General features: G+C 36.8%; 15 protein-coding genes and 1 riboswitch. Of the genes, 14 read left to right on the top strand and 1 reads right to left on the bottom strand.

The window, feature by feature from the left end; translation table 11 throughout:
- The first annotated feature begins 4 nt into the window (after positions 1-4).
- The 4 genes from BMW36_RS01935 (at position 5) to BMW36_RS01920 (ending at position 4,064) form a co-directional block, all read left to right on the top strand.
- Positions 5-1,474, top strand: coding sequence for a spore germination protein (locus tag BMW36_RS01935; RefSeq protein WP_089738431.1), 1,470 nt, complete (start codon positions 5-7; stop codon positions 1,472-1,474).
- Positions 1,475-1,679: 205 nt separating this feature from the next.
- Positions 1,680-2,984 (top strand): diaminopimelate decarboxylase, encoded by a 1,305-nt coding sequence (gene lysA / locus BMW36_RS01930; protein WP_089738429.1) that lies wholly within the window; start codon positions 1,680-1,682, stop codon positions 2,982-2,984.
- A 2-nt stretch (positions 2,985-2,986) separates the two neighbouring features.
- On the top strand, positions 2,987-3,421 hold the full coding sequence (locus BMW36_RS01925; RefSeq protein ID WP_089738427.1) for a peptidylprolyl isomerase: 435 nt from the start codon (positions 2,987-2,989) through the stop codon (positions 3,419-3,421).
- A 289-nt stretch (positions 3,422-3,710) separates the two neighbouring features.
- Positions 3,711-4,064 (top strand): GNAT family N-acetyltransferase, encoded by a 354-nt coding sequence (locus tag BMW36_RS01920; protein WP_089738424.1) that lies wholly within the window; start codon positions 3,711-3,713, stop codon positions 4,062-4,064.
- A gap of 176 nt (positions 4,065-4,240) precedes the next feature.
- On the opposite strand, the gene BMW36_RS01915 is transcribed toward BMW36_RS01920, so the two are convergent.
- The gene (locus tag BMW36_RS01915) at positions 4,241-4,324 is read right to left on the bottom strand and encodes a YjcZ family sporulation protein (RefSeq protein ID WP_089738423.1); all 84 of its coding nucleotides are present in this window, start codon (positions 4,322-4,324) and stop codon (positions 4,241-4,243) included.
- Positions 4,325-4,495: 171 nt separating this feature from the next.
- Here BMW36_RS01915 and BMW36_RS01910 point away from each other — a divergent pair, with 171 nt between their 5' ends.
- From BMW36_RS01910 to BMW36_RS01865, 10 genes are all read left to right on the top strand, one after another.
- The gene (locus tag BMW36_RS01910) at positions 4,496-5,221 is read left to right on the top strand and encodes a segregation/condensation protein A (protein ID WP_089738421.1); all 726 of its coding nucleotides are present in this window, start codon (positions 4,496-4,498) and stop codon (positions 5,219-5,221) included.
- A 28-nt stretch (positions 5,222-5,249) separates the two neighbouring features.
- Positions 5,250-5,831, top strand: a complete 582-nt coding sequence (scpB, locus tag BMW36_RS01905) for an SMC-Scp complex subunit ScpB (protein WP_089738419.1) — start codon at positions 5,250-5,252, stop codon at positions 5,829-5,831.
- Between the two features lie 82 nt (positions 5,832-5,913).
- Positions 5,914-7,026, top strand: a complete 1,113-nt coding sequence (locus tag BMW36_RS01900; protein WP_342707241.1) for a D-alanyl-D-alanine carboxypeptidase family protein — start codon at positions 5,914-5,916, stop codon at positions 7,024-7,026.
- Positions 7,019-7,609, top strand: a complete 591-nt coding sequence (locus tag BMW36_RS01895) for a nucleoside recognition domain-containing protein (RefSeq protein WP_089738415.1) — start codon at positions 7,019-7,021, stop codon at positions 7,607-7,609. The genes BMW36_RS01900 and BMW36_RS01895 overlap by 8 nt, the downstream gene beginning before the upstream one ends.
- Positions 7,606-8,139 carry a spore maturation protein gene (locus BMW36_RS01890; RefSeq protein WP_089738412.1) on the top strand — a complete coding sequence of 178 codons (534 nt, stop codon included), beginning with the start codon at positions 7,606-7,608 and terminating at the stop codon, positions 8,137-8,139. The genes BMW36_RS01895 and BMW36_RS01890 overlap by 4 nt, the downstream gene beginning before the upstream one ends.
- Before the next feature lie 94 nt (positions 8,140-8,233).
- Entirely contained in the window at positions 8,234-8,965 is a 732-nt protein-coding gene (locus BMW36_RS01885) for a pseudouridine synthase (protein WP_089738410.1), read from the top strand.
- Between the two features lie 55 nt (positions 8,966-9,020).
- A complete protein-coding gene (resA, locus tag BMW36_RS01880) occupies positions 9,021-9,593 on the top strand; it encodes a thiol-disulfide oxidoreductase ResA (protein ID WP_089738408.1) in 573 nt (190 codons plus the stop codon).
- Positions 9,594-9,618: 25 nt separating this feature from the next.
- Positions 9,619-11,253 carry a cytochrome c biogenesis protein ResB gene (gene resB / locus BMW36_RS01875; protein ID WP_089738407.1) on the top strand — a complete coding sequence of 545 codons (1,635 nt, stop codon included), beginning with the start codon at positions 9,619-9,621 and terminating at the stop codon, positions 11,251-11,253.
- Positions 11,254-11,284: 31 nt separating this feature from the next.
- Positions 11,285-12,475: a c-type cytochrome biogenesis protein CcsB gene (gene ccsB / locus BMW36_RS01870; protein WP_089738405.1), complete on the top strand. Its 1,191-nt coding sequence runs from the start codon at positions 11,285-11,287 to the stop codon at positions 12,473-12,475.
- Between the two features lie 99 nt (positions 12,476-12,574).
- Positions 12,575-13,282 carry a response regulator transcription factor gene (locus BMW36_RS01865; protein ID WP_089738857.1) on the top strand — a complete coding sequence of 236 codons (708 nt, stop codon included), beginning with the start codon at positions 12,575-12,577 and terminating at the stop codon, positions 13,280-13,282.
- Positions 13,279-13,454: riboswitch (cobalamin riboswitch) on the top strand. Its footprint overlaps the gene before it by 4 nt.
- The last annotated feature ends 42 nt before the right edge of the window (positions 13,455-13,496 follow it).

Here is a 13,496-nt window from a genome sequence, read left to right as displayed (position 1 = left end):
AGTCATGAGAAAAAATAAAAAGCCGAAATTAATCAATCGCCGAATTGAAGAGAATGAAGCATTTTTAAAAAGTAAATTAGGACTGGACGTATCGTTTGATGTTGGATTCCGCGAGTTAACAATCTTGAAGAAAAAAGTACAATTGTACTATGTTACGGGATTAGTTGATACAGGCGTTGTTATCGAAATAATAAAAAAATTTATCTCTGTAAACGATGATGAAATAAAAGAAACTGATATTTATGAGGTTTTAGATAACAGGGTTGTACATCAGCAATTAGAGAAGGCGGATACTTTTGAGAAAGCAATTGACCAGCTACTCTCAGGTTTGCTTGTAGTATTTGTTGATGGAGAAAGCGAATGCTTTATCGTAGATGTAAGAAGTTATCCGGGCAGGTCACCAGAAGAACCAGATACCGAGAAAGTAGTAAGAGGAGCAAGGGACGGATACACAGAGAATATTATAGAAAATACAGCATTAACAAGACGAAGGATCCGGGATGAAAGACTTAGAAATGAAATCATGCAAATTGGTGAGCGATCCAAAACGGATGTTTGTATTTCTTACTTACAAGATGTAGCAGATGATGGATTGATTGCACTAATAAAAGATGAATTAAGCCAAATTGAAGTGGATGGTATCTCCATGGCGGATAAAACAATTGAAGAGTACTTAGTGCACCAGGGAATGAATCCATATCCTTTAGTCAGGTATACGGAGAGACCTGACGTTGCCTCAACTCACTTATTAGAGGGTCATGTGCTCATTATGGTTGATACTTCACCTAGTATGATAATTATGCCGACAACTTTCTTTCATCACGTTCAGCATGCAGAAGAATACAGAGAATCTCCTGCAGTAGGGACATTTGTCAGATGGGTCCGCTTTTTAGGGATTTTTGCCTCCATATTCTTGCTGCCGCTTTGGCTGTTGCTAGTGGTGGAACCTCAACTGCTGCCACCGAATTTGAGTTTTATCGGACCGAATGAAACAGGTAATATCCCTATTGTTGTCCAAATTTTACTTGCAGATATCGGGATTGAATTTCTCAGAATGGCAGCAATCCATACACCTACCCCTTTGTCTACTGCAATGGGCTTAATTGCTGCTGTCCTTATCGGGGAGATTGCAATTAAGGTGGGATTATTCAGTTCTGAAGTTATTTTGTATGTTGCAATTAGTGCTATCGGATCTTTCGCAACACCAAGTTATGAATTAAGTGTTGCTAACAAAATAATACGGATATTGCTTGTATTGTTAACATTCTTTTTTCACGTTCCGGGTTTCATTATCGGTATGACATGTTTACTGCTCTTTTTAGCAAATATCCGTTCACTACAGACACCATATTTGTGGCCTTTTCTGCCCTTTAACGGAAAGGCGTTATCCCAAATTTTATTTCGTGTATCTGTCCCCTTATCTAAAACAAGACCAAGCATTGTTCATCCTAAAAATAACCGGAAGCAAGTATAAGCAGACTCGACTCGCTTAACTGGCTTGATAAAAGTAAAGGTTGTATATTATAATAACTTTTATGTATCATGGTTATAAAATTTCGGGAACAATTAATTGATCCCTCTTTCTTTCTCGTATACAGCCTTTGAGAAAGAAAAAGGGATTTTACTTTATGCTGGAAACCGAACAGGATTTACACTATTTTTGGGGGTTGAATAGATAGATGACAAATTCGTTAACTGTAAACAATAAAGGTCATCTTACAATTGGCGGGCTTGATAGTATTATGCTAGCTGAGAAATACGGTACACCTTTATTTGTATATGATGTAGAAAAAATAAGAAATAATGCGAGAGCTTTTGTAAGTACATTTGCTAAACATGGTGTAAAAGCCCAGGTAGCGTATGCTAGCAAGGCATTTTCGTCTGTGGCAATGGTACAAGTCGCAAAACAAGAAAAACTAAGTCTGGATGTTGTTTCACAAGGTGAACTGTATACTGCACTTCAGGCAGGTTTTCCAGTTGACAAAATTCACTTTCATGGGAATAATAAGAGTTTGGAAGAACTAGAGATGGCAGTAAATGCAGAAATCGGATGTATTGTTATCGATAATTTTTACGAAATCGATCTGCTGGCAGCTGTTCTGGAAGAAAAGCAGACTACGATGGATGTACTTATTCGTGTCACTCCAGGGATTGAGGCCCATACACATGACTATATTTTAACTGGAAATGAAGACTCAAAGTTTGGATTTGACTTATCCAATGGTCAGGCAGCTGAAGCGCTGGAAAAAATATCTGCAAATGATTCAATAAATCTGAAAGGTTTACATTGCCATATAGGCTCTCAAATATTTGAGACTGATGGTTTTACAATGGCTGTTGAACGATTATTTAAAATTATGTCCGAGTGGAAAGACCTCTTTCAATTTAAAGCTGAAATCCTTAATTTAGGCGGCGGATTCGGTATTAAATATACGGATGAAGACAAACCATTACCATTGGACAGATATGTGGAAGCATTAATTAGTGAGGTTTCCAAACAGGCTGAGGTTTATGATTTAGAGTTTCCTGAAATATGGATTGAACCAGGCCGCTCTATTGTCGGAGATACGGCTACGACTTTATATACTGTCGGTTCAACAAAGGACATTCCCAATGTCAGGAAGTATGTTGCAGTAGATGGTGGAATGACAGATAATCTCAGACCAGCATTATACCAGGCAAAATATGATGCAGTCATTGCAAACAAAGTGAATCAGCGCATTGAAGAAAAGGTTTCAATTGCTGGAAAATGCTGTGAGTCTGGTGACATGTTGATTTGGGACATCGATTTGCCGGAAGTGGAAGCAAATGATATTCTTGCTGTTTTCAGTACAGGGGCGTATGGTTATTCCATGTCAAATCATTATAATAGGTTTCCAAAAGCAGCAGTAGTTTTTGTTGAGAATGGAAAAGATAAATTAGTTATTAAACGTGAAACATATGAAGATGTAATCCAAAACGATTTAACATATGAGGAGGAATAATGATGAAACAAGCAACGATAGAATTTGAAAATGGTGAAAAGATTGTAATAGAGATGTACGAGGATGCCGCTCCAAATACTGTGGCGAATTTTGAAAAGCTTGCAAATGACGGTTTTTACGATGGGGTAATTTTCCATCGTGTGATTCCGGGTTTTGTCGCACAAGGAGGAGACCCGACAGGAACAGGTATGGGGGGCCCTGGTTACACCATCAAATGTGAGACAGAAGGTAATCCACATAAACACGTTGCCGGTTCACTTTCGATGGCCCATGCTGGAAAAGATACAGGCGGAAGTCAGTTCTTTCTTGTTCATGAACCACAACCACATTTAGATGGTGTTCATACAGTATTTGGACAAGTAACAGAAGGTATGGATACAGTTCTTCGTATAAAACAAGGTGATACAATGAAGACAGTTAGAGTGACAGAAGTTTAATCTATTAGTAAAAGATTGACATATAGTTACCGATATACTATTGTTAACAATAGGAAAGAAACTTTTTTGTCACATGATAAATGAGGTTAGACGAAATGAATGAAAAGCGTAAAAACCTGATACTTTTTGTTATAATATTAATTCTTGCGATTATTTGGGGATGCTATTACTGGTTTGGTATTGTATTACCGAATGCATAATTAATAAAAGGTACTAGTCAGTGTAACGACTTCATCGATCAGAACATAGCATAACTGTAAATGAATGCTATGAATAATGAGGGGTAAAAATGTTAATACGTTATAAAAAGAGGCTTGAAAAAATAGCAATGGGATTGCTTTCATTTATGCCTGATGAAAAGGAAGTAAAAAGGTTACAGGACACCATAAAAGAATATGAAACAAATGATCATTGGCAATTGTTTCTTTGGAAAGTGGAAGAAGATATTCTTGGGGCTGTCGGTGTGAATGTAGATTCTGAAAGTAAACTAGTTACATTGCAACATATAACCGTTGACCCGTCACACAGAAATTTAGGTATCGGTAAAAAAATGGTGCAGGCAGTAAAAGAATATTATCCATCATTTCAAGTTCAACCGAATGATCAAACGGAAAAGTTCTTAGATAAATGTAAGCAATCATAGCAAAAGACAGATTTGTGCAGTTAACATAGCTCAACGTACATGTTTTTTGGATCCTCATCGACCTATTTGATAAATTACCTTAGAAACGAGAAAGAACCTTTGCTAAATTTCCCGCAAAGGTTCTTTTCTTTCTTTTACTTACAGGGTATTATTAATAAAGTTAATTTAAACAAATATTAAAACCAAGCTGCACCAACAATTATTAACAGAATAAACAAGACAACGATCAAAGCAAACCCACTACCGTAAGAGTAGCCCATAGTTATTCCTCCTCTAATAGTGTTGAATCAATTTTGTAATTGATTTCTCGAAAACAGTGTATGCAATAACAGGGAAATAGTATGGGCATATGTAATAGGAACATTGATATTTTTGTAAAATTCATTGGCATTCAAGCCGGCAGCTAGTTTAATTAATGGGAGGTTAATGCGTTGAATGCTTCGTATGAGGTTAAGTTAGATCAATTTGAGGGTCCTTTAGATTTACTGCTGCATTTAATAAATAAGTATGAAATAGATATTTATGATATTCCTGTAGCGAAAATAACGGCTCAGTATATGACATATATTCATACAATGCAGCAATTAGAACTGAATGTTGCAAGTGAATATTTAGTAATGGCAGCAACTTTATTAGAAATGAAAAGTAAAGTTCTGTTACCGAATCCGTCAATAGAATTAGAAGAAGACTATGAAGAAGACCCACGTGAGGAATTAATGAGAAGATTAATTGAGTATCGGAAATATAAAGAAGCAGCAGAACAATTAAAGGAACGTGAAATGGAACAAAGTCATGTACTGACAAGACCACCGTTGCATATAGAACGGAAGGAAACACACCATATTCCTGAGGGGGCTGCCGATGTACTGGACATGATTCAAGCGATGAGTAAGATTATGGAAAGAAGGAAATGGAACCAGCCAATTGAGACAACCGTTCAAAGAAGGGAAATACCGATAAAAGAAAGAATGACTGAGATTGTAAACTTTCTCTCTGATAAAAAGACAGGTGTATCATTCAACCAGTTATTACCGAATCATTCTAAGTCATATCTGGTTGCTACATTTATCGCTATATTGGAATTAATGAAAATCAATGAAATATATTGTATTCAGGAGGAACATTTTGAAGATTTAGTAATATTTAAGCAAGTGTAATAATAGCGGAACGGAAGGTGATATTCTTATGGACTTATCTGAATTAAAAGCAATCACCGAAGGGTTGATTTTCGTCTCAGGGGATGACGGTTTAACGAAAAGAGAACTGCAGAAAATGCTCGATTTAGATAAAGACATGTTGGAACATGTCCTGAATGAATTAAAATTCGATTATGAAAGCAGCAGCAGAGGAATGATGCTTATAGAGTCGAAAGGTTCTTTGTTTTTAACAACAAAACCTGAACATAGTGAATATTACACATCACTAAAAGAAACAAAATCACTATCTAAACTTTCCCAGGCTGCGTTGGAAACATTGGCGATTATCGCCTATCTGCAACCAATTACAAGGACGGAGATTGAACAAATTAGAGGAGTGAAAAGTGAGCGTCCGGTACAAACCTTAATTGCGAGAGCACTAATCGAGGAAGTGGGGCGCAAGGAGGGGATAGGCCGGCCAATATTATTCGGGACCACTTTGGAGTTTCTTACATACTTTGGTTTGAAGTCATTAGAAGATTTGCCTCCTTTACCAGATGAAATTGATGAGATGGATGTGGAACAGGAAGCAGATTTATTCTTTGATCGTTTTCAGGAACTAGAGAATTAAACTTCTTAAGACGAATATGCTTGTCTTTCTTGCATACAATGGTACAAAACTGTATTCATTGGATGGGAGAAGATGAGGGGAAATGATGCGTAAAGTAATAATTATACCTGTATTACTTTTTACATTAGTTTTTTCGGCACTTGAAGTGAAAGCAGATGTTAATGTATCAGCTGACAGTGCTATTTTAATTGATCAATCAACTGGACGAGTATTATTTGAAAAAAATGCTGATGAAAAATCGCTGATCGCAAGTATTACTAAAATAATGACAGCAATAGTTGCGATTGAATCAGGTGACTTAAGTGATAATGTTAAAATCAGTAACCATGCCATAGGTACGGAAGGATCTTCCATCTATTTGACAAAGGATGATCAATTTACATTAGAAGAACTAATATATGGGCTCATGTTAAGGTCAGGAAATGATGCAGCAGTTGCTATAAGTGAGCAGGTAGGTGGCAGTGAAGAAGGCTTTGTCCATCTGATGAACGAAAAAGCGAGCTGGATCGGAATGACAAATACACATTTTGATAATCCACACGGCCTGGACTCTGATACTCATTATTCAACAGCCTATGATATGGCCCTTTTAATGAGTTATGCGATGGAGAATGATACATTTGCAAAGATATCAGGGACCACATCTTTTAAAGCGGATGGGCGTGACTATGCCTGGGCAAATAAAAATAAACTATTAACTTCCCTGTACGATTATTGTAATGGAGGCAAGACAGGCTATACAAAAGCTGCCGGAAGAACGTTAGTAACATCTGCTGAAAAAAATGGTCATACTCTCATTGCCGTTACATTAAATGGGCCGAATGATTGGAATGACCACATCCAGATGTATGAGTGGGGTTTTAAGACCTTTGCACAAACAGAGATACAATCGAAAGGAATTTTCCCATTCGAAAAAAAAGCCGGCGAAGTAATTCATGGTGAAATTAACAGAGACGTTTATTATCCATTAAGAGAAGGTGAATTTGAGCATATCGAAACTAAAACCTTTCTTACGGAAAACGACCCATCTATTGACAGTCATTTTGCGAAAAAAGTGTATTATTTAAATGATGAGAAGATAGCGGAAACTTCAATATACCGGGTGTCAGACACCGAAAAAGAAGAGGATCATTATAATTTCTGGTCAGGAATGTTATCCGCGATCTCGCATTTATTTGGTGATCATGATGGTTAATATCATCTGGGCAGTGATGGCATGTACTGGTATCATTTATGCTATGCTGAATGGTACGATGGATAAAGTGAACGAAGCTGTTTTCAAAGGAGCTAATGATGCCATTACACTTGTGATTGCATTAACAAGTGTTCTGGTTTTCTGGTTAGGGATGATGAGAATTGCTGAAAAAGCGGGTATACTAAGGGGACTGAGCAGGTTATTTAAGCCTGTCGTATCTAAGATTTTCCCTGAGATTCCCCCGGATCATCCTGCAATGGGCTATATTTTAGCTAATTTCAGTGCCAATTTATTCGGTCTTGGGAATGCTGCCACTCCGATGGGAATTAAAGCAATGGAAGAAATGAAAAAGTTGAATAATTCTGCTACCTATGCCAGTAATTCGATGATTACATTTTTAGTTATTAATACTTCAAGTATCACCTTAGTTCCTACACAAATTATTGCTATCCGGATGCAATATGGATCACAGGCACCAACTGAAATAGTTGGAACTACTCTAATAGCTACAGTAGTAACTACTGTTTCTGCTTTATTAATTGATCAGTTTCTAAGGAAGAGAAGGGAGTTACATTCCCTATGATACAATGGATCACAACGATTAGCATCTGGCTGATTCCCTGTATTATTTTGCTTATTCTCCTTGTTGCAACAGCGAAGAAGCTCCCGGCGTATGAATTATTTGTGGAAGGCGGTAAAGACGGTTTGAAAATGGCTATCTCTCTTCTGCCGTTTTTACTGGGCATGCTTGTCGCTATAGCAATTTTAAGAAGTTCAGGAGCTTTAGATGCATTTATTCAGTTAATTGATCCAATTTTGGCGAAAGTGGGCTTTCCTGCTGAAATGGCACCACTGGCATTTATTCGGCCTATTTCCGGTACTGCAGCATTAAGTGTAACAACAGAAATTATCCAGACATTTGGTCCGGATTCTTTCATGGGAAGACTTGCTTCAACGATGCAGGGAAGTACTGACACAACTTTATATATTCTTACAGTTTATTTCGGTGCTGTAGGAATTAAAAGAATGGGGGATGCACTTAAAGTTGGACTTATCGCTGATTTTATTGGTATAATTATATCGGTAATTGTAGTATCGTGGATTTTTGCTTAGAAGCGTTAACAAATGTGTTAGCGCTCCTTTTCATTATTGGGTAAAAATTTATTTCAAACCAACTTAAATTACATTGAAGAAAGAGTGTGAATACATGAGTGAACGACTGCAGAAGGTGATTGCGAAAAGTGGAATTACTTCAAGAAGAAAAGCAGAAAAACTGATTGAAAGTGGACAAGTAAAAGTTAATGGAAAAGTGGTTACAGAACTCGGGGTAAAAGTTACAAATCAGGATGAAATAGAAGTAAACGATGTTCCTATAGAAAAGGAGCAGCCTGTTTATTATCTTTTATATAAACCGAGAGGCGTAATATCGAGTGCTTCTGACGATAAAGGCCGAAAAACAGTTACTGATTTTTTTGAAGGTCTGGAAGAGAGGATTTTCCCTGTGGGAAGATTAGATTATGATACTTCCGGCTTAATTATCATGACGAACGACGGTGACTTCATGAATTTACTATTACATCCCCGATACCGCATGGATAAAGAATATATTGTCAAATCTAAGGGGATACCTGCCAAAGAAGATTTAGAGAAGTTCAAAAAAGGGATACGTTCAGATGGTGATACCTTAAAGGCTAAGCATGTAAAAATCATGTCAATTGATAAAAAAAAGCAAACAGCGATCATTAAAATAATTTTGCACCAGGGTAAAAACCGTCAAATTAGGAGAATGTTTGAGGCTATTGGAAATCCTGTAATGAAATTAAGACGAGAAAGATTCGGATTTCTAACTTTAGAAGGTCTGCAGCCGGGCGAATACCGCAAATTAACACCACATGAAGTCGATCAGCTAATAAAGTCTGCAAATAAAATTGTTAAATAAATGTCACAATCTCATGTCATATACATGGTAAAATATCCAGGGGGGAGTGAGTGTATTGAGTAAAGTAGATGAAGCAAATACATCAAAGCAAACAAAAAAAAGAAATCGATTAATTTATCGGACTTCTATTTTAGTTCTTTTATTTGGGGCTTTGTTATTTGCAGTGATTTCCAATTTATTTGCTGATGATAAAACCTTAGATATTGGTGATAAGGCACCGGATTTTCAATTACCTCACTTGAACGGGGATCAATCAGATGTGTTGAGGCTTTCTGATTTAAAAGGAAAAGGAGTTATGCTAAACTTCTGGGCAACCTATTGTGAACCATGTGAACGGGAAATGCCGTATATGGAGTCTCTCTATCCTGAATACAAAGATAAGGGTGTAGAAATCATTGCGGTAAGTGTTGATGCTACAGAATTAGTGATAAACCAGTTTGTAGATCAGTTTGATTTGACTTTTCCTGTTTTACATGACAAAAACAGCCAGGTGATGGACGCATACGGGATCAGACCGCTTCCTACTACGTTTTTCATTGATGAGAATGGAATAGTTGTAGAACGTGTGATTGGTGAATTAACCTTGGAAAAGTTAGAAGGATATTTACAGAAAATTGAACCAAGCTAATTTTACGAAATAACGAGGGGTATCTATGAATGTAATTAAGTGTGAGGCATGCGGATACGAAAATTCAAGTGGCACTGCGATTTGTAATAATTGCGGAAAGCCGCTCGATAAAGACAATAATACTAATTTATTAAACATGAGGTATGACGGAAGAGCGATTCGGTCCAAAACTAGAAACACTTCGATTGTAGATAAGATATGGAATTTCTTTTCATCCATCAAAGTAGGGGTTTCACTGATAGCAATAGCATTAATAGCATCTGCTATTGGAACAATTTTCCCTCAAAGTCCTTATATTCCGTCAACCGTAGAACCTGCAGTACATTATCGCGATCAGTATGGAATATTCGGGCAGATATATTATCAACTGGGTTTCCATGAATTGTACAGTTCCTGGTGGTATATGATATTAATTGCTCTTATTGGCATTTCTATCTTTATTGTAAGTTTAGACCGGGGTATTCCGTTGTATAAAGCACTAAAGAATCAGAATCCTAAAAGGCATATTAATTTCCTGAAAAGACAAAAACTGTTTGGCTACTATTCTCAATACAGTCCAAAAGATTATGATACCTTAAAAGCCAACTTAAAGAAACACCGGTACAAAATCTATGAAAAAGATGGACATATTCTTGCAGAAAAAGGTAGATTTTCAAGGTGGGGCCCATATGTCAATCATACTGGACTTATTATTTTTTTAATTGGTACATTGCTTCACTTTGTTCCATATATGTATGTAGATGAATTTATATGGGTGAGAGAAGGAGAAACAGAAATAATTCCGGGTACAGGACAAAAATATTATGTGGAGAATCAGGATTTTATCTTTGAAACTTACGGTGATGATGAGGAAGATGCGAAATTTAGCGAAATGTTGGAACGGCAAGGTACCGTTGTTGCAAAACATTATGAAACAAAAGCAATAATTTATAAAGATACATCAGAAGGTGTGATAGGATCTGAACCGACGTTGGAAGAGGTTACAAGGGGATCTGCCATCGTAAATGAACCGATTAAGTTTGATGGTTTTGCTTTATATCAGAGTAAATATCAACTGAATGAGTTTCAAAGTATGTCATTCAAACTGCATGAAACTGATGATCCTGAAGAGCAGTCCTTGCTTGAGTTTACTGTAGATTTTGCGGATCCAGAGCGGGTTTATACCTTTGATAACGGATTTAAGATTGAAATAAACAAATATTATCCTGATTATGTGCTGGATGACGATGGGACACCACGATCACAAACAAATTACCCGCGTAACCCGGCATTTGTGTTCTTTGTTTATCCACCAGGAGAAGAGGAGCCTGAAGTCAGTTTTATTGGTATAAGGCAGAATCTTGATCCTTCCCAATCCAATCAGTACAGGATAGGATTAACAGGTATTGATGTAAGGGATGTTAGTGGGCTAAATCTTAAAAAAGACCTTACACTGCCAGTGCTTGGATTAGGAGCCTTTATATTTATGATAGGTGTTATTCAAGGCATGTATTGGCAGCATCGGAGAATATGGATTCATCCAGAAAATGGGACTTTATACATCGCAAGCCATACAAATAAAAATTGGTTTGGTATGAATAAAGAAGTAGAAAAGATCATGCAAAACACAAATTTTGAAATGTTAGAAGACCAGGAAAATAAAGTGACCAAAGATAAATAAAAAGAATGCAAAACGAAGGAGGGTCACACCGATGGAGGATTTATTATTTTGGAGCAGTGTACTATTATATGCTGCTTTTGTCCTTTACTTTATTTCAACAGTATTATTTGCTGCCACTATCAAGGATAAGCGACATGAAAAAAAGTTTACTAAACTTCATTTATTAGCACTAAGCACTACAATTATTGGATTTTTAACACAACTTAGTTATTTTATTACAAGATGGATTGCGAGTGGGCATGCACCGGTAAGTAACATGTTTGAATTTGTAACTTTCTTTAGTATGATGCTTGTCCTGGCCTTTGTTATTCTATATTTTATATACCGTATTGAAATGCTTGGATTGTTTGCTTTACCTGTCACATTAGTTATTATAGGATATGCCAGTGTATTCCCTCAGGAAATTTCACCACTCGTACCATCTCTGAAAAGTCATTGGTTATACATACATGTGACAACTGTTGCTTTAGGTGAAGCTATTCTGGCAGTCAGTTTTGTTGCAGGGATAATTTATCTTATTAAACAAATTAGTCAAGAACGTTTAACTGGCCGTAATTTTCTGTTAGAAGTAATTATCTATTCTATTTTTTCTGCCATTGGTTTTGCTGTCATATCATGGGGATTTACGCTTGCAGATTATTCTGCTACCTTTGAACTGGAAGTAGATGAGCAACAAGTGGAAATGGAATACACATTACCTGCAATTATCGGGCCTTATAATGGTACACTAATAACAGAAAATAAAATGGATGGAATAATTCCTGCTCCCGAATGGCTGCATGGAGTAGAAGCATCAAAAAAATTAAATACATTAGTTTGGTCACTTTTAGTTGGACTTGTTCTTTATGGTATTACTTTACTCATACTAAAAAAACGTGTAGCAAAGGCTATCCAGCCACTCTTAAATAAAGCAAACCCTGAACTGTTGGATGAAGTATGTTACAGAGCTGTCGCAATTGGTTTCCCGGTATTTACACTGGGAGGATTAATTTTTGCTGCCATTTGGGCACAGGAAGCTTGGAATAGGTATTGGGGATGGGACCCTAAAGAAGTTTGGGCACTTATTACATGGTTTTTTTATGCTATTTTCCTCCATTTGAGATTAACCAGAGGCTGGCATGGTGAAAAATCAGCATGGCTCGCTGTAGTAGGTTTCGCTATTATTATGTTCAATTTGATTGTAGTGAACTTAGTGCTTGCAGGCCTTCACTCTTACGCATAATCTAATTATGTAAAATTTATTCATAAAAGTACAAGAGATAATTGTCCCTTGTACTTTTTCCGTATATACTATTATTGGGACAGGGGGTAGGAATTGTTAATGGAAAACAGAAAAGTACTTGTAGTAGATGACGAAGAAAGAATTAGACGACTATTAAGAATGTATTTAGAAAGAGAAGAATATGAAGTAGAAGAGGCAGAAGATGGTGAAGAAGGTTTACATAAAGCATTGAATAATGATTACGAAGTTATTCTTTTAGATGTCATGATGCCAGGCAAAGACGGCTTAGAAGTCTGCAAAGAAATCAGAGAGAAAAAAGCAACTCCTATTATGATGTTAACAGCAAAGGGTGAAGAGATTAGCAGAATACATGGCTTCGAAGCTGGAACTGACGATTATATTGTAAAACCGTTTAGTCCCAGAGAAGTAGTTTTACGTGTGAAAGCCTTGCTGCGACGAACTGGAAGTCAATCTGTATCCAACCAGTCAAACCGTTCCAAGGATATGATCGAATTTCCGCACTTAGTGATTGACAATGATGCCCACCGTGTTCTGGCAGACAATAAAGAAGTGAGTTTAACACCAAAGGAATATGAGCTGCTCTTATTTCTGGCTAAAGCTCCTGACAAAGTTTATGATCGGGAGGAATTACTGAAAGAGGTTTGGAAATATGAGTTTTTTGGTGATCTTCGAACAGTGGATACCCATGTGAAAAGACTGCGGGAAAAACTTAGCAAAGTATCCGAGGATGCCTCAAAAATGATTGTAACGGTGTGGGGAGTCGGTTACAAGTTTGAAATTAAGTAATTTTATTATGTATTGGTGTAATTCTACTTAATAGGGAAACTGGTGAAAATCCAGAACTGTCCTCGCAACTGTAAGTGTTCACGAAACGGAATAGTCATTGTACGAATGTATGAGAAGACCCGGAGTAGGAAAATGCACAAGTCAGGAGACCTGCCGATTCATAAAAAGCGAATGCTTCGAGGATTGAGCATTGCAGGTAGTATAATGATCCACT

The sequence above is a fragment of the Gracilibacillus ureilyticus genome (assembly GCF_900111195.1).
Classification (GTDB): domain Bacteria; phylum Bacillota; class Bacilli; order Bacillales; family Amphibacillaceae; genus Gracilibacillus; species Gracilibacillus ureilyticus.
The sequence above is the reverse complement of the archived record's forward strand: the minus strand, read 5'-3'. Positions and strand labels throughout refer to the sequence as shown.